This is a genomic window from Sedimenticola hydrogenitrophicus, assembly GCF_029017505.1.
GTDB lineage: Bacteria > Pseudomonadota > Gammaproteobacteria > Chromatiales > Chromatiaceae > Sedimenticola > Sedimenticola hydrogenitrophicus_A.
Genome location: NZ_JAQGEI010000035.1, coordinates 24,103 through 47,159, shown reverse-complemented (window position 1 = coordinate 47,159; position 23,057 = coordinate 24,103). Strand labels below are relative to the sequence as shown.

Sequence of the window (23,057 nt, the reverse complement as noted above, 5' to 3'; positions counted from 1 at the left end):
GAATATTCCCGGTACAGGCAAGCCCGGGCCGGGCCGGGCTACGGTGCCGACCACCCGCATGGGTAACCACTCACCCGAGGGATCCACCGGAGGCACACCAATGCACCACGGAGACACAGAGGCGAAACCGGGTGATGTAACGGAACGGATCGTTGGAACAGCCATTGCCCTCACGGACCCAAGGACGGAACCCACGGGAGAATCTTATGAATTCTCCGTGCTCTCTGTGTCTCTGTGGTTCCAATAGAAGCAAGCAGTTACCCCCAGGGGAGCATATGTCTGGAAAAAAAAGCCTGCGCGCACCATAATGGCTACAGCAGAGCGCAGGAGACAAGCGAATGGCCAATTATCAACACATCCTGGTGGCGGTGGATTTTTCCAAAGAGTCTGAAGCGGTCATGGCCAAGGCCATGGAACTGCAGAAGCTGTACAACACGCGCCTTACCCTGGTCCATGTAGTGGAGTATACGGGGGCCATGTATACCGGGGAGATCCCGCTCCCGGAAGACCTCGATCTGGACCAGCGGCTGGCCAAACAGGCGGAGACCAAACTGCAGGCGCTGATTGATCAGCACGGCCTGGCGAATGCCGGATTCCAGGTGGAGATAGGCACACCGAAGCGCGAAATCGTCCGGGTGGCCGCCGAGCAGAAGGCCGAACTGATCGTGCTCGGCAGTCACGGCCGTCACGGCCTGCAGCTGCTGCTCGGCTCAACCGCCAACGGCGTGCTGCACCAGGCCACCTGCGATGTCCTGGCGGTGCGGGTGGAGAACGGCTGAATGCCATCCCGGGGTATGCCAGTTTAGTAGGGTGGATAGGCCGGTAGGCGCATGCCATCCTCAAGTCCACAATCGGTACATCCCTGTACCACTTCTCACCGTTGTCGTGGTGGATGCGCTGTCGCTTATACCACCCTACATCCACTCCTCCCGTACATCCACCCCTCCCCGACATCCCCCTCACGGCGTCGTTCCATCCGCGTGGGCACGAAAAGCGTGCCCACCGACGGCGCCCACGGGGCGCCCTATTAGCTGAGACAGGTTGCGGGAAATGGCGGCTCCAACCTGCGCGCTAAACGAACCAGCCCAACTGGATCGCTGCCATATAGAACAGCGTGCCGGAGAAGATGCTGAGCAGGGCATTGCCGCGCCACAGGTGCAGCGGCGTGGTCAACAGCAAGGCCAGCAGTTCATTGACCCCGTAGGGCGCCTGGGTCAGGTCCAGCGATTTCAGGCTGTACAACACCAGCAGGGTCATGATGGCCGGTGGCATGTAGCGGCCCAGATAGAGCAGCAGCGGGTGGTCCCCCTTCTCGCGAAACGCCACGAACGGGATCAGCCGGGTGATGAAGGTGGCCACGGTCATCACCAGGCACACCAGCAGCAGATAATTGGTTGCACTCATGAGGCCACCTGCCGGGTACGGGTGCGCAACAACAGTAGGGCGATCGACAGGCCGATCGAGACCAACAGCATCTGCTCGCGGAACAGCCACAGCGCCGCCAGGCCGCACAGCAGGGCGATAGCGAAGGGATAGGGTTCGCGCAGTTTCTTCCACTGCTCCAGCATCAGCACCATGAACAGGGCGGTCAGGGCAAAATCCATCCCGCGGGTATCAAACTCCACACCGGCCCCGAACAGGGCACCCAGGGCACACCCGGCCACCCAGTACCCCTGGTTCAGCGCGGTCAAGGCCAGATAATAATTCTGCTCGTCGTGGCCATCCGGCGGATGGGTACTGGTGATCAGGGAGTAGGTCTCGTCGGTCAGGCCGAAGATGAGATAGAGCTTCTTCAGCCCGCGGGCACGGTAACGGCCGAGCAGCGACACGCCGAAGAACATGTGCCGGGAGTTGAGGATGAAGGTGGAGATCGCCACCTCGACCAGGGACGCCTGGGCCGCCAGCAACCCCACCGCCATGAACTGGGCGGCGCCGGCATAGACCGTCAGCCCCATCAACGGGGCGTAGTACCAGGCATAGCCGAGATCCTGGAACAGGATGCCGAACGCCATGCCCAGCGGGACATAGCCGAACAGCACCGGCACCGAGGCACGAAACGCCGCCGCCAGGGTGGACATCAGGCGCTCGACGGGCGCGGCCTAGCCCAGCCAGACCCGGGCATTGCGGAACAGCCGCAGCCAGGGCCCAGCCTCACCCCAGCCGTCGGGATGCCAGGAGTTCTGCACCGTGCGCACCACCCGCTCGGGATGGGGCATCATGATGGTGACCCGGCCATCCCGGCTGGTGAGGCCGCTTATGCCCTCGGGCGAACCGTTGGGATTGGCCGGATAACGGCTGGCCACCTCCCCGCTGTTCTCCACATACTGCATCACCACCTGCGCCCGGGCGGCGGCCAGGTGGGCCGCGTCGCGGAATTCGGCCCGCCCCTCGCCGTGGGCCACCGCGATCGGCAACACCGATCCGGCCATGCCCTGCAGCAGGATGGAGGCGGAGGCCTTTACCTCGACCGAGACGAAGCGTGCCTCGAACTGCTCCGAGCGGTTGCGCACGAAGTGCGGCCAGTGCTCCGCGCCGGGGATCAGCTCGTGCAGGTTGGAGAGCATCTGGCAGCCGTTACAGACCCCCAGGGCAAAGTTGTCTTCGCGTTCGAAGTAGGCCTGGAACTGGTCCCGCGCCCGGGGGTTGAACAGTACCGACTTGGCCCAGCCCTCGCCGGCCCCGAGCACGTCGCCGTAGGAGAAACCGCCACAGGCCACCAGTCCCTGGAAGCGCTCCAGCGACACCCGGCCGGAGAGGATATCCGACATGTGCACATCGATACTGTCGAAGCCGGCCTTGTGGAAGGCGTTGGCCATCTCCAGCTGCCCGTTCACCCCCTGCTCGCGCAGCACGGCGATCTCCGGGCGCACGCCGCGGTTGATCATCGGCGCCGCCACATCCTCGGCCGGATCGAAGCCCAGCCTCACCTGGATGCCGGGGTCACCGGCATCGGCGATGCGCTCGAACTCCTCGCGGGCGCAGTCCGGATTGTCGCGCAACTGCTGCATCGCCAGGGTGGTCTCGGACCAGGCCTGCTGCAAAGCCACCCGCGGCATCGCCAGCAGGGTCTGTGTGCCGCGCACAATCTCCACCCGGTCACCGTCGTTCAGGGTGCCGATCAGGTGGCTGTAGTGGCCGAGGCCGGCATCATGCAGCTGCTTCAGCACCGCGTCGGTGTCGCTGTGACGCACCTGGATCACCGCGCCCAGCTCCTCGTTGAACAGTACCGCCAGGTCATCCTCCGCCAGGTCATCCAGCCGTACCGTCACACCGGTATGACCGGCAAAGGCCATCTCGCACAGGGTGGTGAAGAGGCCGCCGTCGGAGCGGTCGTGGTAGGCCAACAGCAGGCCGTCGCGGTTGAGGTCCTGAATGGTGGCGAAGAACTGCTTCAGGGCGTGGGCGTCGTTCAGGTCCGCCCCCTGGTGTCCCACCTGGCGATACACCTGGGCCAGGGCGGAGGCCCCCAGGCGGTTGGCCCCCTTGCCCAGGTCGATCAGGACCAGGTCGCTGTCCCCCTGGTCGCTGCGCAGCTGCGGCGTGAGGGTGTGGCGCACATCGCTGACCGGGGCGAAGCCGCTGATGATCAGCGACAGCGGCGCGGCCATGGCGCGCGCCTCGCCCGCCTGCTGCCAGACCGTCTTCATGGACATGGAGTCCTTGCCCACCGGGATGGCAATTCCCAGGGAGGGACACAGCTCCATGCCCACCGCCTTGACCGTGGCATAGAGGCTGGCGTCCTCACCGGCGTGGCCGGCGGCCGCCATCCAGTTGGCGGAGAGCTTGATGTCGCCGATGTGCTCGATGGCGGTGGCCGCCAGGTTGGTGATCGCCTCGCCGATCGCCATGCGCCCGGAGGCCGGGGCATCGATCAGCGCCAGCGGCGTGCGCTCGCCGATCGCCATCGCTTCACCGCGGTAGCCCACATAGTCGGAGAGGGTCACCGCCAGATCCGCCACCGGCACCTGCCAGGGACCCACCATCTGGTCGCGCGCCACCTGGCCGGTGATGGAGCGGTCGCCGATGCTGATCAGGAAGGTCTTGTTGGCCACGCTCGGCAGGCGCAGCACGCGCTGTGCCGCCTCGGCCAGGGTCACCCCGCTGAAGTCCAGTTCCGGCTTGTGGAAAGGTCGATGCTTCACATCCCGCAGCATGCGCGGCGGCTTGCCGAACAGCAGCGGCATGGAGATATCGATCGGGTTGTTCTCGAACTGGGCATCACCCAGCAGCAGATGTTCCTCGTCGGTAGCCTCACCGACGATGGCGTAGGGGCAGCGTTCGCGCTCGCAGATCGCCTTGAACTCCTCCAGGCGCTCGCTGTCGATCGCCATCACATAGCGTTCCTGGGCCTCGTTGCACCAGATCTCCATGGGCGACATGCCGGGCTCGTCGTTGGGTACGGTGCGCAGCTCGAAACGGCCGCCGCGGCCGGCATCGTGCACCAGTTCCGGCAGGGCATTGGAGATACCGCCGGCGCCCACATCGTGAATGAACAGGATCGGGTTCTCCGCGCCGCGCCCCCAGCAGCGGTCGATCACCTCCTGGCAGCGCCGCTCCATTTCGGGGTTGGAACGCTGCACCGAGGCGAAATCGAGATCCTCCGCCGAGGTGCCGCTGGCCATGGAGGAGGCGGCGCCGCCGCCCAGGCCGATCAGCATGGCCGGCCCGCCCAATACCACCAGCGGTGAACCGGCCGGAAAATCGTGCTTCTCGATATGCTCCTCGCGGATATTGCCCAGACCGCCGGCGAGCATGATCGGCTTGTGATAACCGCGCAGCTCCGGTCCCTCCGGCCCCATCACCCGCTCCTCGAAGGTGCGGAAATAGCCGCACAGGTTGGGGCGGCCGAATTCGTTATTGAAGGAGGCGCCACCGATCGGCCCCTCGAGCATGATATCCAGGGCGGAGACGATGCGCTCGGGCTTGCCGAAGTCCTGTTCCCACGGCTGCTCGGCCCCGGGAATACGCAGGTTGGAGACGGAGAAGCCGGTCAGCCCGGCCTTCGGCTTGGAGCCCTTGCCGGTGGCCCCCTCGTCGCGGATCTCGCCACCCGAGCCGGTGGCCGCGCCGGGATCGGGGGAGATGGCCGTCGGGTGGTTATGGGTCTCGACCTTCATCAGGATATGGATCGGCTCGGCACTGTAGCTGTAGCGGTGGCTGCCGGCCTCAGTCAGGAAGCGCTGTCCCGGGTGGCCGCTCATCACCGCGGCGTTGTCCTTGTAGGCCGAGAGCACGTTCTCCGGGGAGTGCTCGGTGGTGTTGCGGATCATCTTGAACAGGGAATGGCTCTGCCGTTCGCCATCGATAATCCAGTCGGCATTGAAGATCTTGTGCCGGCAATGCTCCGAGTTCGCCTGGGCGAACATCATCAGCTCCACATCGGTGGGATTACGCCCCAGGCTCTGAAAACTCTCCACCAGGTAGTCGATCTCGTCCGCCGAAAGGGCCAGCCCCAGCTCGCCGTTGGCCACTTCCAGTGCCGGTTGGCCGCCGCCCATTACGTCGACCGTGGTGAAGGGGCGGGGTTCGGCCCTGGCAAACAGGCAGACCGCTTCCTCCAGATCGTCGAACACCACCTCGGTCATGCGGTCGTGCAGTACCGAGCGGGCCGCCTGCAGTTCATGTTCGCTGATGGCCGCGCCCGCGCCGCCAGTTCCCCCACTTTCGACCAAGTAGTAGGCGGTGCCCCGCTCCAGCCGCTCGACCTTCTCCAGACCGCAGTTGTGGGCAATATCGGTCGCCTTGGTCGACCAGGGCGAAATGGTGCCGGGCCGCGGCACCACCAGCAGCAGTTGTCCCGCCGGTTCATGCTCCGCCAGATGGGGGCCGTAGCGCAGCAGCCGATCCAGGACCGCCCGCTCATCCTCATCCAGGGTTTGACTCAATTCGGCAAAGTGGATGAACTCGGCATACAGCCCCAACGGACGGCCGACGGCCTCGGCAAGGCGCCGTTCAAGTTTGTTCTGACGGAAATCGGAGAGGGCTGGAGCACCGCGAAGAGTGAGCATGGGGTACCTTGGTTGCTGGGCGGAAAACCAAATCGGTAATGATACTCCAAGCGGCCGGAAATTTCCGCATAGGACCATCGCGTGCACAGCACGACGGCATCCAACTTTGGACCGGGCGAGGATCTGCCTACTTGCCTGCCGGGACGCCGTAAACCCTTTCATGCTACGCATCCTGCTTCGCATGAAAGCCCGGCCCACCCGTCCCTGGGTGGGCGTTCGCTGCTGCGCAGCTCACCCCTGGGGGCTTGCCGCGGCCATCCATGGCCGCGGACACCCGTCAATCAAGCAGTCAAATCCTCTTTTTCAGTAACTACTCACCCGGTCTGTAAGTGATTGGCCTGCCTTGTTGGCCGATCTTGATCCAGCCATCACGTGGGGCCGGCAAGGTAGGCCAATCACCCCGTGAGTAGTTACCTTTAACAATTATTTGCACGTTTAGATGACGTGGTCCTGATCGCGTGCAACGGCCGGCCTTTTCAAACTTCACCCTTCAAACTTTATCAGTTTGACTCCGACCCCTGTCGATGCAGATCCCCGGACTCGATCCGGCGCCGGTGGTAGAGGGAGTAGTAGCGCACCTGGGCGGTGGCGTGGGCAATCCAGCCGGACAGGAGGATGATGAGGATAAACAACTCCGCCCGCAGTTGCGGGAAGGGGATCATAAGGGCCAGCAGAGCCAGCTTGAGAAACACCACCTGACCGCGTAGCTGAATCAGCCAGATACCGTTGGAGTAGATGGAGATCAGGGAGAGGCCGACACCCGAGACCAAGGTGATCTGCAGATAGAGTTGCCAGCTGTCGTCCGCGGCCGGATAGAGAAACCCGGCCCCCAGACCACCCAGCCCCACCAGGTGCAGGGTGCGGAACAGCACGTTGAGCCAGCGCTGGCCGGGCAGATACCGGGATTGCCGGGGAAACAGTTGCGCTTTCAGACTCATGACTCACACCTCAAACCAGGGACTCACCTGTGACTGACAGGTCAGGGTAAGGCGTGGCGCCAGTTGTGGCAACCGGGTAAGGATCACATCCCGCACCCGTTCCGGGTGATTGTTCTGTTCGCTCACATGGGCCACCACCAGGTGTCGCAGCCCGGCATGCTCCAGCTCCGCCAGCAGCGCCACCGCCTGTTCGTTATTCAGGTGCCCCAGCCGGCCGCCGACGCGACGCTGCAGGGCCGGCGGATAGGGGCCGTCGGCCAGCATCCGCCGGTCGTGATTGAACTCCAGCAGCAGGGCGTGACAGCCGCTCAGCACCTGCTGGATATGCGGCGTGATGCTGCCGCTGTCGGTCAACACCCCCAGGCGGGACTCCTCGCTGCTGAAGATGTATTGCGCCGGTTCCCGCGCGTCATGGGGTACCGGGTAGGGTTGCACCGTGATGTCACCGATCCGGAACGGCGCCTGGTGGCTGTGGATCAGTTGCACAGCGGGGAGCTCGCCGCAGCGATTCTGCCGGTAGGTGCCGTGGGTGATCCACACCGGCAATCGGTAGCGCCGGGCCAGCGGCCCGACCCCCTTGATGTGATCCTGATGCTCGTGGGTCACCAGGATGGCGGCCAGGCTCTGCGGCGCCACCCCGAGCAGGTCGAGACGGTGCTCGGTCTCGCGGGCGGCAAAGCCGCAGTCCAGCAGCAGCCGGGTCGTTCCACTCTCGATCAGGGTGGCGTTGCCCCGGCTGCCGCTACCCAGGGAAGCGAAGCGCACCGGACGCTCCTGGCCGACTTACTGGATCTGCTCGTGCAACAGGGTGAGGATGCGCAACGCGGTTTCGGAGTTATCCTGAACCCCCTCCTTGTTCCGTACCACCACCCGGGTGCCGCGGCCCTCGGCATCCAGCCCGACCTGGTACTGACTCTCCTTGTCGATGTTCCGGTCGTTGTCGCGCCAGAATGCCAGCTTGCTGAGCAGGCCCGGCTCATCGACCTCCTTGAGCGGATCGTTATAGCGGACGTAATAGACCCGCTTGGTGCGGTCCCGGTCTTCCACCGCGAACCCGACCCGGTCCAGCGCCACACCGGTGAGACGCCAGGCGCGGTTGACCTCCTCATCCATCAGCAACAGCACCTCGTCGCCATTGCGCACCAGCCGCGAACGTGCCTGGGCCGCCCCGCCCTGCGCCAGGGAGCGACGGGATTGCTGATCGGCCACGCCCATGTAGTTCATCAGGCGGCGCAGCATCTCGGCCTCCAGGCCGTGATCGGTGGGCCGCGGATTCCATACCGTGCGCTCCGGATCGCCGCCGCCATCCAGGACATACTTCTCCTCCATGCCGCGATGGGTCAGGTAGAGTTCGGTGACCTCCGGGTTGGCGCCCTGTTCGATGCGCAGGCGGTACTGGTCGCGGGTGGCCGCCGAGTAGGCGCCTTCAAACACCGAACGGATCTTGTCGGTAATGAAATCCCGCTTGATATCGGCCCGGTTCTCCAGCCAGTCGGTTACCATCACGCCCACGCTGGGATCCTGCTGCGCCAGCAGGATGCCGTTCTCCTGCCAGAAGGCGACCGTCTTGTACCAGACATCCTCCGGAGTGCCCTGGATACGCAGCCAGCGCTGGTTGCCGTCGCGCATCACCTCGATCTGCTCGATCGTCGGCAGCACGCTGGTACGGGTGGCGACCCGCCCCTGGATGCGCTCCCGCGCCAGCTGACCCGACAGGGTGGTCGCCTCGGCCCCGGAAGAGCCGGGGATCACCAGTTGATCATTGATGGTGCTCTTGGTCAGATCCGGCGGGATCTCCAGGTTGGTACCGGCATCCTTGGCCTTCTTGTATTCGACCTTGCGGTCGGGCAGCACCTTATCCATGCTCGGCAGGGCGCCGCACCCGCTCAGCAGGGCGGCAACCAGGAGAGAGACCAGGGTATTGGGATTCGTAAAAGCCATAGTTGTAGAGAACCTTGTTGCCGGTAATCCGGCGTATTTAGGGCCTGGAAAGAAATAACTGTAACATATTGCGCCGGATTTTCGTTTGCCTTCAAGGCACGGCAAGGCGCGCATAGTCGTTCTATGTAAGTCTTGCCGTAACGCCGAAGGCGGACGAAAAGACCAGCAAGATGTAACAGTTATTTATTGACAGGTCCTTAGATGAGACCCGCGTTGACCATCGACTGGCGCAACTGCGCCCGGTACGGCTCGGCGAACCAGGTCAGCGGCAGGCGGATCCCCTTGGGAATGCGGCCCATCTCGGCCAGCGCCCATTTTACCGGGATCGGATTGGACTCCAGGAACAGATCCCGGTGCAGGCCGGCCAGCGGTGCGTCGATGCGCGCCGCCTCGGCCACATCGCCACGGCGCGCTGCCGCGATCATCCGCTGCATGGCGGCCGGGGCTATATTGGCGGTCACGGAGATGGTTCCGACACCGCCGGCCAGAATAAATTCACGCGAACTGGCGTCATCGCCGGTGATCAGGGCGAACTCCTCGCCACAAAGCTCGCGCAGCAGCGCCACCCGGCTCAGATCACCGGTCGCCTCCTTGATGCCGACGATATTGGCGATGACGGCGAGCCGGCCCACCGTCTCCGGCAACATGTCGCAGGCGGTCCGGCCCGGCACATTGTACAGCAGCTGGGGGATATCCACCGCTTCCGCCACCGCCTTGAAATGCCGATACAGCCCCTCCTGGGTCGGCTTGTTGTAATAAGGGGTGACCAGCAGGCAGCCGTCGGCCCCCGCCTGTTTGGCGCAGCGGGTGAGCTGGATCGCCTCGGTGGTGGAGTTGGCCCCGGTGCCGGCAACCACCGGCAGCCGTTTGGCGGCAAATTCAACCACCTGCCGGATCACTTCACAATGTTCCTGCTCATCCAGGGTGGCGGACTCACCCGTGGTGCCCACCGCGACAATGGCGTCGGTACCCTGCTCCACGTGCCAGTCCACCAGGTTGCGCAGGCTGTTCTCATCGACGCTGCCGTCTTCCCGCATCGGGGTGACCAGCGCTACCATACTGCCTTGAAACATGTGAAAAAACTCCCAGTTACCCGCTCAATCACGCATTCTAAAACGGCGGCTTGGACGCTGACAAGGAAGATGGCCGATAATACGGTAATTCCGATTCGTTTCCGTCTGAATACCACCCCTTCCCCCCCGGCGTGAGCGGCCCAAAATTCCAGAGAGCGCAAGACAAGCGGGCCTTCAGGAAGCTACACTCAGGGGAAAAGTCACAGGAGCAAAATTTATATATGTCCGCACAGAACTATTTGGTGATCTCCGCACTGGGCAAGGACCGTCCCGGCATTGTCGACGAACTCTCCAAGGCAATCCTGGATATCGGCTGCAATATCGCCGACAGCCGCATGACCGTCCTCGGTGGCGAGTTTGCCATCCTGCTGTTGGTGGAGGGCAACTGGAGCAGCCTCGCCAAGATGGAGGAGGCGATGCCCACCCTGGAGCGCCAACTCGACCTGACCATCATCGTCAAACGCACCGAAGGCCGTGACCGGTCCACCCCCTCCCTGCCCTATGTGGTGGATGTGATATCCCTGGATCATCCGGGCATCGTGCACCAGTTGGCCAACTTCTTCTCCACCCGCCGGATCAATATCGAGGACATGGCCACCACCAGCTATGCCGCCCCGCACACCGGAACCATCATGTTTTCGGTGCACATGACCGTGGGCATTCCCGCCGACATCCACATCGCCTCACTGCGGGAAGATTTCATGGAATTCTGCGATGCCATCAACCTGGACGCCATTATCGAACCGGCCCAGCGTTGAGGCACCAGAGTTGAAGCACCAGTGTTGAAACGGAAGCTCCACCCAGCAACCCATTCGTAATTCTATGCAGGAAAAACCGCCGATGAATGACCCGGAGAAGCGCCGCCTGTTTGTGCTTGATACCAATGTACTGATGCACGACCCCACCTCCATATTCCGCTTCCAGGAGCACGACATCTTCCTGCCCATGGTGGTCCTGGAGGAGCTGGACAAGGGCAAGAAGGGCGTGTCCGAGGTGGCGCGCAACGTACGCCAGGCCTCCCGTTTTCTCGATGAGCTGATGTCCGGCGCCAGCAAGCAGCAGATCGACGCCGGCCTGCCGCTGCCGGCACCGGGCAACGGCAAGAGCGCCAATGCCGCGCCGGCCGGCCGGCTCTTCTTCCAGACCACCGCGCTGGCCAAGGACCTGCCGGCCAGCCTGCCGGGCAACACCCCGGACAACAACATACTCAGCACCGCCCTCACCCTGCAGCAGGCCCACCCGGAGATGCTGGTGGTGCTGATCTCCAAGGATATCAACCTGCGCATCAAGGCGGCGGTGCTGGGGGTGCCGGCGGAGGATTACTACAACGACCAGGTGCTGGACGACGTCAACCTGCTGTACAGCGGCGAAGCGGAACTGCAGAGCGACTTCTGGGAGAGCCACAGCAAGAACCTCGACTCCTGGCAGGAGCAGGGGCGCACCTATTACCGGGTCAAGGGCGAGGACACCCGCACCTGGTATCCCAACCAGTGCCTGTTCATGGATGACGACTCCAACTTCGAGGCCATCGTACGGCGCCGCGACGGCGACGATGCGATCATCGAGATGGCGACCGATTTCCGTAGCGCCAACCACTCGGTCTGGGGCATCCGGGCACGCAACCGGGAGCAGAATTTCGCCATCAACATGCTGATGGACCCGGAGGTCGACTTCGTCTCGCTGCTCGGCACCGCCGGCACCGGCAAGACCCTGCTGGCCCTGGCGGCCGGACTCACCCAGACCCTGGACATGAACATCTACCGCGAGATAATCATGACCCGGGTGACGGTGCCGGTGGGCGAGGATATCGGCTTCCTGCCCGGCACCGAGGAGGAGAAGATGACCCCGTGGATGGGTGCCCTGATGGATAACCTGGAGGTGCTGACCCAGACCGACGGCGGCGAGTGGGGCCGTGCCGCCACCGATGAACTGCTGCGCTCGCGCATCCGCATCCATTCACTCAATTTCATGCGCGGTCGTACCTTCCTGAAGAAGTACATTATCCTGGACGAGGCGCAGAACCTCACCTCCAAGCAGATGAAGACCCTGATCACCCGTGCCGGCCCCGGCACCAAGATCGTCTGCCTGGGCAACGTGGCGCAGATCGACACCCCCTACCTGACCGAGACCACCTCCGGCCTCACCTACGTGGTGGATCGTTTCAAGGACTGGGGGCACAGCGGGCACATCACCCTGCTCAGGGGTGAACGTTCGCGGCTGGCAGATTACGCCTCGGATACGCTGTGATCGGAGGACGGCGCCCGCGGGGCGGCCTATAGCCCCATAGGGTGATGAGATGGTCTCCTCCCCACTCCAACCGGTGTCACGATGCACCAAGATAAAGGTGAAACCTTTTATCTGATGAGTTGAGGAGGAGACCATGAACAAGCTTACGACCGTCGGAATCGATCTGGCAAAGGATTTGTTCGCGCTGGTGGCCTTCAGCCCAAGTGGGCACGTAGCCTGTGCCGAATGACACTTAACTTAAGGCGAATTGCAGGATTTTCGTCATTCCGGCGCAGGCCGGGATGACGGTGATTCCTGGCTTAAGTTAAGTCATCCCGAGTGTAGTATCCGCGTGGGCACAAAAAGCGTGCCCTACCAAGCTGCCGAGATAAATAACGACCCGGCGGAACGCCCTCCATGGTGGATGCACTTTGGCTTATCCACCCTACATTTGGGGCATGGCACTACAGGCAGTAGCTTTGTAGGGTGGATAAGCCGGTAGGCGCATCCACCATAAGTGTCCGCCGTCGCCTGCACGACGCACAGCGACCACCGGGCGTTCCATCACATTGGATTCAATAGCCGCAGGATCGCATTCCGGTTGGTCCAGGAGCTGGCCCGGCACGCCGCCTGGGCCGCGTCGAGCCAACGCAGCTCACCATGCTCACGGGGATTGAGCCGGATCAGCCGGTGCCCGGGCAGGCGGAAATAGAACAGATGCTCCCGGTTATAGTGCGCCGAGGCGGCGAAGCGGCCGCGCCAGGCCGGCAGGATGGGGAAACGCTCGGTATGACGGGCATCCCGGAGCCGACCGTGGTGGTGCAGCCCGGTCTCCTCGAACAGCTCGCGTTCTGCCGCCTGGCGGGGCGTTTCGCCCCACTTCAGACTGCCGGTGACGGACTGCCAGAACCCGTTGGGTTGGGTGCGGTTGAGCATCAGCACCTCGCCCTGATCGGTATAGATGACCACCAGGACCGATTCGGGGCGTTTGTAGGTTTTGTCCACTCTTCCCCCCAACAACCCCTGGTGATTCAGCCCTTGTCTTCTTCCAACAAGGGTTCCACTTGGGGCACCTGGGGCGTGCGCACCCGGATTGAGAGCTCGCGCAGCTGTGCCGGGCTCACTTCGGACGGGGCCGAGGTGAGCATGCAGGCGGCTGTCTGGGTCTTGGGGAAGGCCATGACGTCGCGAATCGAGCTGGCGCCCGCCAGCAGCATTACCAGCCGGTCCAGGCCGAAGGCGAGACCGCCGTGGGGCGGGCAGCCGTACCGGAGCGCCGACAGCAGGAAGCCGAACTTCTCCTCGGCCTCCGCTTCGCCGATGCCGAGCAGCCGGAACACCTTCTCCTGTACCGCGCCGGTGTGGATACGGATGGAGCCGCCGCCCACCTCGGTGCCGTTCAGCACCATGTCATAGGCGCGTGACAGGCAGGCGCCGGGATCGCTCTCCAGCAGCTCGATCTGATCCTCCTTGGGGGCGGTGAACGGATGGTGCAGGGCGTTCCAGCGGGCGCCGCCATCATCCCATTCGAACATCGGGAAGTCGACCACCCAGACCGGGTGCCAGCCGGGCTGCATCAGCCCGCGGTCCTCGCCCAGCTTGACCCGCAGGGCACCCAGCGCCTCATTCACTACCGTCGCCTTGTCGGCCCCGAAGAAGATCAGGTCGCCGTCCTGGGCGCCGGTGCGCTGCATGATGCCGTCGACCGCCGCGTCCGGCAGGAACTTGAGGATCGGCGACTGCAGGCCATCGCGTCCCTGGCCGGCCCAGTCATTGACCTTGATATAGGCCAGGCCGCGGGCGCCGTAAATGCCGACGTACTTGGTGTACTCGTCGATCTCCTTGCGGGTCAGTTCGCAGCCCTTGGGCAGACAGAGGGCGGCGACGCGCCCCTTGGGATCCTTGGCGGGACCGGAGAACACCTTGAAATCGACCCCGTTCATCAGGTCGGCCACATCCACCAGCTCCAGCGCACAGCGCAGGTCGGGGCGATCGGAGCCGAAACGGCGCATCGCCTCCTGATAGGTCATGTGCGGGAACGGATCGGGCAGATCCACGTCCATCACCTGTTTCACCACGCCACGGATCATCTCCTCCATGGAGTCCATGATCTCGGCCTCGCTCATGAACGAGGTCTCGATATCCAGCTGGGTGAATTCGGGCTGCCGGTCGGCGCGCAGGTCCTCGTCGCGGAAGCAGCGCACGATCTGGTAATAGCGGTCCATACCCGACATCATCAGCAGCTGCTTGAACAGCTGGGGCGACTGGGGCAGGGCGAAGAACTGGCCCGGATGGGTGCGTGACGGCACCAGGTAATCGCGCGCCCCCTCGGGGGTCGCCTTGGTCAGCATCGGCGTCTCGATATCCAGGAAACCGTTGTCGTCCAGATAGCGGCGCAGCGCCCGGGTGACCGCGGCGCGCAGCTTGATGCGCTTCTGCATCTCCGGGCGGCGCAGGTCCATGTAGCGGTAGCGCAGCCGCACCTCTTCGGAGACGCGCTCGTGCTCATCCAACTGGAACGGCGGGGTATCGGCGCGGTTCAGCACCTCCAGGTCCAGGCCCAGGATCTCGATCTCACCCGTCGCCATCTCGGGATTGACCGTACCCTCGGGACGGGCGCGCACGCGCCCCCGCACCTTCAGCACATACTCATTGCGCACATGTTCGGCGGTGGCGAAGATCTCCGGCAGGTCCGGATCATAGACCACCTGGACCAGCCCCTCACGATCCCGCAGATCGATGAAGATCACCCCGCCATGATCGCGTCGCCGGTGAACCCAACCGCAGATTTCGACCTCCTGGTCGATATGTGAGGCGTTTATATGACCGCAATAGTGGGTGCGCATGCTCGATATTACCGTTACTGACTGAATTTCGGGCGAGGAATTCGTCCGACGAGAAAACCGGAAATTTTAAGGTTTGGGCCCTGCAGGCGCAAGCACTGAGTCGATTTAATTGGTGTTGAACGAATCAGGCCCCGGAATCCAGCGGCTCAGCGAGCGGGGCCGGTATCCGCCCAAGGGGCACCACCGCGCCCATTGACATGAGCATTTTCAGACCGTCATCCACGCTCATCTCCAGCTCCACCACGTCCTCCCGCGGCACCATGACGAAGTAGCCGCCGGTTGGATTGGGGGTGGTGGGGACGTATACATTGATCACATCCCGCCCGGTCTTGCGCTGCGCCTCCCCCAGATCGATACCGGTCTGGAACGCCAGGGTCCAGAGTCCCCGGCGGGGAAACTCGATCAGCAACACCTTGCGGAACGACTGCCCCGCCTCGCTGAACAGGGTCTCTGCCAGCTGCTTGGCACCGGAGTAGATCGACCGGACCAGGGGAATGCGCGCCAGCTGGCGCTCCCAGACAGAGACCAGGGAACGGCCGAACAGATTTGCCGCCAGCACGCCGGTGACGAATACGATCAGGACCGAGACCACCACCCCCAATCCCGGAATGGAGAACCCCAGCAGGTGCTCCGGCCGGTACGCCTCCGGTATCAGCAGCAGGGTGCCATCCAGCCAGTGCACCAGCAGGCGTACCACCAGCAGGGTGATCCCGAGCGGCACCCAGACCAGCAGACCGGCCACCAGGTAGCGACGGATGAATTTCATGCTAGTGCTCCGTCAACGTAATAATTGCGAGTTCAGTGAGTTTGTCAGCGTTCATGGCAAGGCGCGCCTCGCCGGCAATGGCTGTCTCCCTTGGCAAGAGGCGCAACGCAGTCCATGGGCGCTGACAAGCTCACCCTTCGGGCGTCCCTGTGGCGCCCCGCAGCCGCGTTGCAGCGCTTGACAAGGGAACCCGCCATTGCCTGCGCGCTGCGCCTTGCTGCGCAACACCACAGGGACGCTGAATCCGTAATTATTACGTTGACGGAGCACTTGGGGGTCAGGCATCACAGCCGCCGCATCCGCCGCCGGCACAGGCCGGGGCCGGCTTGGCCTCCGCCTTTTCCGCGCTGTGCAGGTTCTTCTGCTTACCGCTCTTGAAGTCGGTCTCGTACCAGCCCTGCCCCTTGAGACGGAAACCGGCGGCCGATATCATCTTTTTCAGCGCCGGTTCGGCACACGCCGGACAATCGGTCAACGCCGCGTCGCTCATCTTCTGCAGCGCCTCCAGCTCATGGCCGCAGGCATCACAACGGTACTCATAAATCGGCATGCATCACTCCTGAAATTCAACCGCCCCGCCTCACCGGGGGCACCAAATCGCTGTGGATATTAGCACAGTTGTCTTCCGCTCAAAGGTTTTCATGCCGGTCCGGCGACAGGAGGCCCGCTCCGCTGGGGAGGCACCCCGCACCCCGACGCCTGATAAGGAATATATTCCCTTTTACCGGTGCCGCGGCAATTCACTCCGCGGCAACCGCCGTGCCAATATCCTGGACAGGGAGGAAGATGGGGTTGTTGACCGTCACTTCAAGGTCCGTTGCCCCCCTCGTGAACAGGGGGGCGGGGTGAATTCAGACAGGTCGCGATCAGATGGCAGACTGCCTATTTCAGGCTCTTGAGAAACTCAATCAGGAAATCCTGCTCGGTGACATCAGTGATGGAGACGTGGCGCATGCGGGTATTGGGGACCAGTTTTTCGTTGTCGGCGATCCACTTGCGGATATTCTCCTCACTCCAGACCAGACCGGATTCGAGCATGGCCTTGGAGTAGGCGAAGCGCGGCAGGCTGCCGGCCGGCCTGTCGATCACGCCCCGCAGGGAGGGCCCGAAGGCGTTCTTGGCCGAATCGAGCGAGTGACATGCCATGCAGCGATGCTGAAACGCGGCTTCGCCGGCCGCCACCATGGCGTCCCGGGCGGTCCCCTCACTCATGGCAAATGCGGTGTTTAGCGAGGCGATCAGGAGGGTGCTGATCGCCACAAAAAGAGACAACGGTTTTTTCATTTTCGGGCGTCCTGTAGTGATGGATTTAGCGATATTTATAGGCGTTCCGCCCGGTTCGGCTCAATAAGACTTAAGTATGAACGGCCCGTGCGGCGGCCAGCCAGTGCGAAGTGGCTTAGGGCTCGCGGTGGTAACTACTCACGGGGTGATTGGCCTGCCTTGCCGGCCTCACACGATGACTTGTCTCCTCGAATCCGGCCCAATTTTCAGCGCCTGCCCAAACTCGCTTCGCTCAAACAAGGGCAGGCTTGAATCTGAAAAAGGGGCCAGATTCGAGGCGCCATCAAGATCGGCCAACAAGGCAGGCCAATCACTTACAGACCGGGCGAGCCCTTAGGAGTCAATTGCGCTGGAAACGCCACACCGCCAGGGTGAGGAACAGCGCCAGCGAGGCACTGACCACCACCACCGAGAGGCCGTCCAGCTTCAGGTGCAGACTGAAGCGGATGAACTCCACCACATAGGTGAAGGGATTAAGGCGGCAGATCTGTTCCAGCAGCGGGCTGGCCTCTCCAATCTTCCAGATGGGGTAGAGCGCCGAGGAGAGGAAAAACATGGGAAAGATCACGAAGTTCATGATACCGGCGAAATTTTCCAGCTGGCGGATGGCCGACGAGAGCAGCATGCCCAGGGAGCCGAGCATCACCCCCGACAGCATCAGCGCCGGCAATACGGCGACATAACCCAGGAGCGGCAGGCGAATATCGGCAAACCAGGCGATGACCAGGAACAGGTAGACCTGCAGCACCGAGACCACGGCGCCGGCCAGTAGCTTGCTGAACAGCAGAAACCAGCGCGGTGTCGGTGCCAGCATCAGGATACGCATACTGCCGAGCTCCCGGTCCACGATCAACGACAGCGAGCTCTGCATACCGTTGAACAGCTGCACCATGGCCACCAGGCCGGGCACGATATAGGTCTCGTAGGTGATGTAGGTTTCATAGGGCGGGATGATGGAGACACCGAGCGCGGCACGAAAACCGGCGGCGAACACGAACAGCCACACCAGCGGCCGCACCAGCGCCGCCAGAAACCGTTCGTGCTGCTGCAGGAAGCGCAGGCACTCGCGCACCACAATGCCACGGAACGGTGTCCAGTAGGCGTGCCGACCGTTCACAGGGCGACCTCCCGGGCGGCGTAATCCCGCGCTGCCAGTTGGGCGAACAGCTGTTTGAGATCCGCCGCCTTGCGCTCCTGCAGCAACTGGCGACAAGTGCCCTGGGCCACCACTCGCCCCCGGTCCAGCAGCGACACGGTATCCCCCGGATACACCTCATCGATCAGGTGGGTGGTCCACAGCACGGCGATATTCTGCTCCTCGGCGAGCCGATGGACATGATCGACAATCTGCTGCCGGGTGGGCACATCCAGACCCACGGTCGCCTCGTCGAACAGCAGCAAGCGGGGCTCATGCAACAGGGCGCGGGCAATCTCGACCCGGCGCCGATGGCCCCCGTTCAACTGACGTATCCGCTCGCGGCGGCGTGGCGTCAGATCGAAACGTGCCAGCTCCTCGGCGATGCGCCGCCTGGCCTGTTTGGCGCCCAGCCCGTTGAGCGCGGCGAAGTAGCGCAGATTCTGCTCCACCGTCAGGTCCAGATCCAGGGTCGGCTGCTGGAACACCACGCCCATGCGCGAGAGCGCCGTGAGGCGCTGGCGCGCGATATCCGCCCCGGCGATGGAGACGCTCCCCTGCTGGAGACCGCTGAGACCGGTGATCAGGGAAAACAGGGTGGTCTTGCCGGCCCCGTTCGGGCCCAGCAGGGCGTGGAAGCCGCCCCCCTCGATGCGCAGGCTGATATCGGCCAACGCCGCCTGGTCCGCGCCCCGATAGCGGTAGCAGAGCGCGGAGACATCCAGGAGATAGGGGACCGGATCGGGCATTGCAGCTCCTAGGGACGCACCGCGATGCCCCAGGGGTAGCGCCCCACCTTGATCGACTTGATCGGCTTCAGCTCGGCCAGGTCGATCACGGTGACATCGCCGCTCACCCCGTTGGTGGTCATCAGGTAGCGGTCGTCGGGGGTGAACGCCATGTGCCAGACGCGCCGCCCCACCAGAATATACTTGACCACTTCATAACTTTTACGGTCCACCACGGCCACGTGGTTGGCCGGGCCGAGCGCGACATAGGCATAACGCCCGTCCGCCCCCAGCTTGATACCGACCGGCTGCACCCGGTCCGGGTGGATCCCCTTGATCGAGAAGTTGATCTTGTGCCTGACCAGCTTGCTGTCGGTATCGATAATGGAGACGGTTCCGCCGATCTCGGACGAGGCCCACAGGGTCTTGCTATCGGGCTCGAACTCCACATGCCGGGGACGCTGATCGACCAGCGTGTTATCCACCAGTTCGTGGGTCTTGGCATCGATCCAGTGCACCATGTTGGTGGTCTCTGAGGTGTTGACCGCCCAGCGTCCATCAGGGCTGACCGCCATGCCTTCCGGCTCCACCCCGACATCGATCTGCGCCACCACGTCGCGCTTCACCACATCCACCACCGTCACCAGGTTGTCATCCTCGTTGGAGATATAGAGGTGGCGATTGTCGGGATGCAGGGCGAACTGCTCCGGATCGGCCCCGGAGGGCAGTTCACCGACAAATTTCTGTTGTTCGATATCGTAAATCTGCACCGTGTCGTCGTCCGAGGCGCAGATATAGAGGGTCTTCATGTCGTGGCTGAGAATGATGCCGCGCGGCCGCTGCCCTACGTCGATGGTTCCGGTCACCTCCATGCGCTCGGTGTCGATCAGGGTAACGGTATTATCCTTCTCATTGGAAACATAGGCGGTGGCCGCGTGAAGCGCGGAGAAGACGCCGCTGGCCAGCCAGAGTACGACGATGGATCCATTACGAAACAGCATTTTAATTCCTCTTGCATTGAACCTCGGGTTGATCGAATCCCAGGGTGTCCAGTTCACTCACCCGGTGCAGAAAGCCCTCCTGTGGCGACTGGGTCACCAGCGAGCGGGCGGCGCTTAGGGCGATGGGCTGGCGCAGCTGACCCGACCAGGGCCGATAGGAGAGTTTGCGCCCCTTGTAGGCGGCCAGTTCAAACTCGGGGCTTTGAATATAGGTGCCGATCATGGCCGGCTCCGCCGAGCCGCTGCGAATCGCCGCCTCGCTGATCGAGCGCAGCGCGGCCCAGGCGGCATAATCCCGGGCGCCCATCGGCCGCCCGGCGGCCTTGCCGAAGCGCACCTGCAACTGGGTCGCCCCCCACTGTTCGATAGTCCGGTACCAGGCAGTGGCGAAAAGCCCCTGGGTACCGGCTATCGGGCGCGGTTCCCAGGTGCGGTACATCAGGTACTCCCCGAAGTCGCCCCACTCATCGGCCACCATCAGGACATCGTACTCAACCCCCTGGGTCAGCCGCGGCACCTCCGCCTGGGCGGTGCGCCGGGCATCCCGCGCGCCGTCCCAGACCTTGTGCCCGACAATCCTTGCCCCAAACTTTTCAGCCGAGCGCCGCAAGGCATCGGCGAACAGCCGGTCACCCTCCAGCGGCCCCTCGATCAACAGCCATTTGCTCCAGCGTTTTTTTACCAGATACTGGCTCAGGGCATCGGTCAGCATGGCGCGGCTGGGCAGGGTGTGCAGCAGATCCTTGCGGCAGAGCTCAGTACGGAAACGGTTGTCCGGCGCGCCGACATTGAACAACAGCCGCTCCCGGCCCAGGTCGGCCTGTAGCACCGCCTCCAGGGTGGCGGCCGGCAGATCGAGAATCACAAAATGTTCTTCCGCGGCTTGCAGCTGACCGATGATCGCCGCCGGGTCCGCCGCCGGCTCAAAGGCCAGTTCCCGCAGGGAGAACTGCTGCCCGGTAAAGCGCCCCGTAGTATTGCTGTCCTTGATGGCCAGTCGCGCGCCGGCCAGCCCCTCATCCACGGGAATGTCGTCAAGATTGGAGAGTACCGGCGGCCGTTCGACTTGCTGTTTGATATAGAGCACCGGGACCTGTACGGTGCCGGCCGACCAGGCCCGGGTCGCCACCATGAGACAGGCAAGGCAGCCAATGACAAGTGTCCGTAACATCCGCGCTCCCATGGTCTGAATAATCCAGTGCGCAGTAGTTTAGCCCGTCCGCACCGGGCACGCTCAATGCGACAAAAGTCGCATTGAGGAGAGACCGCAGGAGCGTGAGACTCTCTCTATACCAACCACCACATCAAGGAAAAACTGATATGAAAAAACTGCTACCGGCGCTCGCCCTGCTCGCTTCACTCATTCCCCTGGCAGGCCATGCCGAAGGCTTCCTGGCCACCAAGCCGCAGGCGCTGCCAGACTTGGTATTCGGTATCGATGAAGCTGGCTACCAGGTATCGCAACCCCGCTACGAACTGGAGACCGGGAAGTCATACAGCCTGAAGATCGTCAGCACCGGTCGCAAGGAGTATGCGGTACGCGCCCCGGAGTTCTTCACCTTTATCTGGCTGCGCAAGGTCGAGGCCGGGGGTATGGAGATCAAGGCCAGCGCCCTCTATGAATTGGAGTTCGAAGAAGAGGGCGAGGCGGAACTCTTTTTCGTGCCGATCAAGCCCGGCACCTATAGCATCAGCGCGGCCGGACTGGAGCACAAGGGAGCCGAAGCGCAGATCAAGGTGAAATAGTGCGCCACCTTCCGATAATCTTGATACTGACCCTGTCTCTTGCCGGTGCCGGGTCGACTCAGGCCGCGGAGCAGCCGTGGCTGTTGTTCGAAAATGTGTCGGCGCATGACGTCAAGGTGGTCGGACCGGGGCGCGCCTTTATCCTCAAGGCCGGCGCGCCGGCTGAACGGGTGACCTTCGAGGCGAACGACAGCCTGGGCATCGATCTCAACATCTGGTGGAAAAACAACCCCCGTGAGCTGTGCCAAATCTCTACCCCCTGGTCACGTCGGGTACGCATCGCCGGTCGGCACACCATCGTCTGCCTATCCAATGACCCGTCGTAGTCACTCCGGGTAAGATCATGAAGCGAGGTAAAACCATGTCGTCAATCAAAGCCTGCCTGGCCGGCGCGCCGGCCCTCCTCCCGCGACTGCTCTTACTGATCGCATTCGCTGCCACCACACCCGCCGCCTTGGCACTCTCCTATGACGAGATTCAGGACAAGGAGGAGATCACCATCGCGGTGTATCGCGACTACCCGCCCTTCTCCTACCGTCAGAATGGAGCCCTGGTCGGTATTGATATTGATATCGCCAACCACCTTGCACAACAGCTGAAGGTACGGCTCAAGCTGATCGAACAGACGGCCGATGAAAATGTCGATGACGACCTGCGCAATGCGATCTGGAAAGGCTCAATGCTCAGCGGCGAGGTGGCCGACCTCATGCTGCACATCCCCTATGATCGCGAGCTCGCGCTGCGCAATGAGCTAGTGGTGCTGTTCGGTCCCTACATGAAGGAAGAGATTGTAGCCGCGCGCAATATTGAAAAACTGGGACGGGATGCCACCCTCGCCCTGTTTCGATATGAAAATATAGCCGTTGAACTGGACTCCCTGGCCGACCTCTACCTGTCCGGTGCCTTCGGTGGAACCATCCGCGACAACCTGCTGCATTTCAAGACCACTGAAGAGGCGGGGCAAGCCACCCTGCGCGGCGAGGCCGCCGGCCTGATGGGGCCACGCTCGCAAGTACAATACAGCCTGCTGGGCGGGATCGAAGCCTTCGATCTGGGCAAGGTCCCCACCCCCGGCCTGGTCAAGGCCGACTGGCTCATCGGTGCCGCGGTCAAGAATACCTACCGGCAACTGGGCTATGCGGTGGAGGACATTCTCGCCAGTATGGTTCGCGATGGCGACATGGCGACGATATTCAAGCGGCACGGGATCGACTATGTGCCGCCAAGTCTCGACTACCTTGCCGGCGCCGGCCAGCAATAACAACACCTGCCGCGCACAAATACAGTTCAGGATATCACCCGCCATGGAGGGCTTACCGGACATAGAGCGGGCCGTGCCCGCCGAACGCATCAGCCCGTAGGTTG

At 63.0% G+C, this 23,057-nt stretch carries 22 protein-coding genes; 6 read left to right on the top strand and 16 right to left on the bottom strand.

Annotated elements, in window-relative coordinates; translation table 11 throughout:
- Positions 1-338: 338 nt before the first annotated feature.
- Positions 339-779 (top strand): universal stress protein, encoded by a 441-nt coding sequence (locus tag O9K64_RS18770; RefSeq protein ID WP_275099637.1) that lies wholly within the window; start codon positions 339-341, stop codon positions 777-779.
- Between the two features lie 292 nt (positions 780-1,071).
- Here the strand turns inward: O9K64_RS18770 and O9K64_RS18765 are convergent, their stop codons facing one another.
- From O9K64_RS18765 to dapA, 7 genes are all read right to left on the bottom strand, one after another.
- A complete protein-coding gene (locus tag O9K64_RS18765) occupies positions 1,072-1,404 on the bottom strand; it encodes a branched-chain amino acid transporter permease (RefSeq protein WP_275099636.1) in 333 nt (110 codons plus the stop codon).
- Positions 1,401-2,078 (bottom strand): AzlC family ABC transporter permease, encoded by a 678-nt coding sequence (locus tag O9K64_RS18760; protein ID WP_275099635.1) that lies wholly within the window; start codon positions 2,076-2,078, stop codon positions 1,401-1,403. The genes O9K64_RS18765 and O9K64_RS18760 overlap by 4 nt, the downstream gene beginning before the upstream one ends.
- A gap of 21 nt (positions 2,079-2,099) precedes the next feature.
- On the bottom strand, positions 2,100-6,008 hold the full coding sequence (purL, locus tag O9K64_RS18755) for a phosphoribosylformylglycinamidine synthase (protein WP_275099634.1): 3,909 nt from the start codon (positions 6,006-6,008) through the stop codon (positions 2,100-2,102).
- Positions 6,009-6,508: 500 nt separating this feature from the next.
- Positions 6,509-6,946, bottom strand: coding sequence for a hypothetical protein (locus tag O9K64_RS18750; RefSeq protein WP_275099633.1), 438 nt, complete (start codon positions 6,944-6,946; stop codon positions 6,509-6,511).
- Between the two features lie 3 nt (positions 6,947-6,949).
- Positions 6,950-7,711, bottom strand: coding sequence for an MBL fold metallo-hydrolase (locus O9K64_RS18745; protein ID WP_275099632.1), 762 nt, complete (start codon positions 7,709-7,711; stop codon positions 6,950-6,952).
- Between the two features lie 18 nt (positions 7,712-7,729).
- Positions 7,730-8,887, bottom strand: coding sequence for an outer membrane protein assembly factor BamC (bamC, locus tag O9K64_RS18740; RefSeq protein ID WP_275099631.1), 1,158 nt, complete (start codon positions 8,885-8,887; stop codon positions 7,730-7,732).
- 197 nt (positions 8,888-9,084) lie between these two features.
- The gene (dapA, locus tag O9K64_RS18735) at positions 9,085-9,960 is read right to left on the bottom strand and encodes a 4-hydroxy-tetrahydrodipicolinate synthase (protein ID WP_275099630.1); all 876 of its coding nucleotides are present in this window, start codon (positions 9,958-9,960) and stop codon (positions 9,085-9,087) included.
- A gap of 221 nt (positions 9,961-10,181) precedes the next feature.
- On the opposite strand from dapA, the gene O9K64_RS18730 reads away from it, so the two are divergent.
- Together O9K64_RS18730 and O9K64_RS18725 are read left to right on the top strand one after the other, a co-directional pair.
- Positions 10,182-10,718, top strand: coding sequence for a glycine cleavage system protein R (locus O9K64_RS18730; protein WP_275099629.1), 537 nt, complete (start codon positions 10,182-10,184; stop codon positions 10,716-10,718).
- Positions 10,719-10,800: 82 nt separating this feature from the next.
- Positions 10,801-12,207, top strand: coding sequence for a PhoH family protein (locus O9K64_RS18725; RefSeq protein ID WP_275099628.1), 1,407 nt, complete (start codon positions 10,801-10,803; stop codon positions 12,205-12,207).
- A 543-nt stretch (positions 12,208-12,750) separates the two neighbouring features.
- On the opposite strand, the gene nudB is transcribed toward O9K64_RS18725, so the two are convergent.
- From nudB to O9K64_RS18680, 9 genes are all read right to left on the bottom strand, one after another.
- Positions 12,751-13,191, bottom strand: a complete 441-nt coding sequence (gene nudB, locus O9K64_RS18720) for a dihydroneopterin triphosphate diphosphatase (protein WP_275099627.1) — start codon at positions 13,189-13,191, stop codon at positions 12,751-12,753.
- A gap of 26 nt (positions 13,192-13,217) precedes the next feature.
- Entirely contained in the window at positions 13,218-15,032 is a 1,815-nt protein-coding gene (gene aspS, locus O9K64_RS18715; RefSeq protein ID WP_275099626.1) for an aspartate--tRNA ligase, read from the bottom strand.
- Positions 15,033-15,156: 124 nt separating this feature from the next.
- The gene (locus O9K64_RS18710; protein WP_275099625.1) at positions 15,157-15,798 is read right to left on the bottom strand and encodes a DUF502 domain-containing protein; all 642 of its coding nucleotides are present in this window, start codon (positions 15,796-15,798) and stop codon (positions 15,157-15,159) included.
- 277 nt (positions 15,799-16,075) lie between these two features.
- Complete coding sequence (locus O9K64_RS18705; RefSeq protein WP_275099624.1) at positions 16,076-16,348, bottom strand: FmdB family zinc ribbon protein; 273 nt, start codon at positions 16,346-16,348, stop codon at positions 16,076-16,078.
- 332 nt (positions 16,349-16,680) lie between these two features.
- Positions 16,681-17,082 (bottom strand): c-type cytochrome, encoded by a 402-nt coding sequence (locus tag O9K64_RS18700; protein WP_275099623.1) that lies wholly within the window; start codon positions 17,080-17,082, stop codon positions 16,681-16,683.
- A gap of 340 nt (positions 17,083-17,422) precedes the next feature.
- A complete protein-coding gene (locus O9K64_RS18695) occupies positions 17,423-18,199 on the bottom strand; it encodes an ABC transporter permease (RefSeq protein ID WP_275099622.1) in 777 nt (258 codons plus the stop codon).
- The gene (locus O9K64_RS18690; protein ID WP_275099621.1) at positions 18,196-18,966 is read right to left on the bottom strand and encodes an ABC transporter ATP-binding protein; all 771 of its coding nucleotides are present in this window, start codon (positions 18,964-18,966) and stop codon (positions 18,196-18,198) included. Before O9K64_RS18690 ends, O9K64_RS18695 begins: the two co-directional genes overlap by 4 nt.
- Positions 18,967-18,974: 8 nt before the next feature.
- Complete coding sequence (locus O9K64_RS18685) at positions 18,975-19,946, bottom strand: YVTN family beta-propeller repeat protein (protein WP_275099620.1); 972 nt, start codon at positions 19,944-19,946, stop codon at positions 18,975-18,977.
- Between the two features lies 1 nt (position 19,947).
- Entirely contained in the window at positions 19,948-21,117 is a 1,170-nt protein-coding gene (locus O9K64_RS18680) for an ABC transporter substrate-binding protein (protein WP_275099619.1), read from the bottom strand.
- Between the two features lie 149 nt (positions 21,118-21,266).
- Between O9K64_RS18680 and O9K64_RS18675 the strand changes: the two genes are divergently transcribed.
- The 3 genes from O9K64_RS18675 to O9K64_RS18665 are packed head-to-tail and all read left to right on the top strand — an operon-like array spanning position 21,267 to position 22,953.
- Positions 21,267-21,692, top strand: coding sequence for a copper-binding protein (locus tag O9K64_RS18675; protein ID WP_275099618.1), 426 nt, complete (start codon positions 21,267-21,269; stop codon positions 21,690-21,692).
- A 20-nt stretch (positions 21,693-21,712) separates the two neighbouring features.
- A complete protein-coding gene (locus tag O9K64_RS18670; protein ID WP_275099617.1) occupies positions 21,713-22,018 on the top strand; it encodes a hypothetical protein in 306 nt (101 codons plus the stop codon).
- Positions 22,019-22,053: 35 nt separating this feature from the next.
- Positions 22,054-22,953 (top strand): substrate-binding periplasmic protein, encoded by a 900-nt coding sequence (locus O9K64_RS18665; RefSeq protein WP_275099616.1) that lies wholly within the window; start codon positions 22,054-22,056, stop codon positions 22,951-22,953.
- Positions 22,954-23,057: the final 104 nt, after the last annotated feature.

Bases quoted from the DNA above. Each gene is read 5' to 3' on its own strand.
- O9K64_RS18730 (WP_275099629.1), top strand. From the start codon at position 10,182: ATGTCCGCACAGAACTATTTGGTGATCTCCGCACTGGGCAAGGACCGT.
- aspS (WP_275099626.1), bottom strand. From the start codon at position 15,032: ATGCGCACCCACTATTGCGGTCATATAAACGCCTCACATATCGACCAG.
- O9K64_RS18770 (WP_275099637.1), top strand. From the start codon at position 339: ATGGCCAATTATCAACACATCCTGGTGGCGGTGGATTTTTCCAAAGAG.
- O9K64_RS18760 (WP_275099635.1), bottom strand. From the start codon at position 2,078: ATGTCCACCCTGGCGGCGGCGTTTCGTGCCTCGGTGCCGGTGCTGTTC.
- O9K64_RS18680 (WP_275099619.1), bottom strand. From the start codon at position 21,117: ATGTTACGGACACTTGTCATTGGCTGCCTTGCCTGTCTCATGGTGGCG.
- O9K64_RS18765 (WP_275099636.1), bottom strand. From the start codon at position 1,404: ATGAGTGCAACCAATTATCTGCTGCTGGTGTGCCTGGTGATGACCGTG.
- O9K64_RS18705 (WP_275099624.1), bottom strand. From the start codon at position 16,348: ATGCCGATTTATGAGTACCGTTGTGATGCCTGCGGCCATGAGCTGGAG.
- O9K64_RS18725 (WP_275099628.1), top strand. From the start codon at position 10,801: ATGAATGACCCGGAGAAGCGCCGCCTGTTTGTGCTTGATACCAATGTA.
- purL (WP_275099634.1), bottom strand. From the start codon at position 6,008: ATGCTCACTCTTCGCGGTGCTCCAGCCCTCTCCGATTTCCGTCAGAAC.
- dapA (WP_275099630.1), bottom strand. From the start codon at position 9,960: ATGTTTCAAGGCAGTATGGTAGCGCTGGTCACCCCGATGCGGGAAGAC.
- O9K64_RS18690 (WP_275099621.1), bottom strand. From the start codon at position 18,966: ATGCCCGATCCGGTCCCCTATCTCCTGGATGTCTCCGCGCTCTGCTAC.
- O9K64_RS18665 (WP_275099616.1), top strand. From the start codon at position 22,054: ATGTCGTCAATCAAAGCCTGCCTGGCCGGCGCGCCGGCCCTCCTCCCG.
- O9K64_RS18675 (WP_275099618.1), top strand. From the start codon at position 21,267: ATGAAAAAACTGCTACCGGCGCTCGCCCTGCTCGCTTCACTCATTCCC.
- O9K64_RS18750 (WP_275099633.1), bottom strand. From the start codon at position 6,946: ATGAGTCTGAAAGCGCAACTGTTTCCCCGGCAATCCCGGTATCTGCCC.
- bamC (WP_275099631.1), bottom strand. From the start codon at position 8,887: ATGGCTTTTACGAATCCCAATACCCTGGTCTCTCTCCTGGTTGCCGCC.
- O9K64_RS18700 (WP_275099623.1), bottom strand. From the start codon at position 17,082: ATGAAAAAACCGTTGTCTCTTTTTGTGGCGATCAGCACCCTCCTGATC.
- O9K64_RS18685 (WP_275099620.1), bottom strand. From the start codon at position 19,946: ATGCTGTTTCGTAATGGATCCATCGTCGTACTCTGGCTGGCCAGCGGC.
- O9K64_RS18710 (WP_275099625.1), bottom strand. From the start codon at position 15,798: ATGAAATTCATCCGTCGCTACCTGGTGGCCGGTCTGCTGGTCTGGGTG.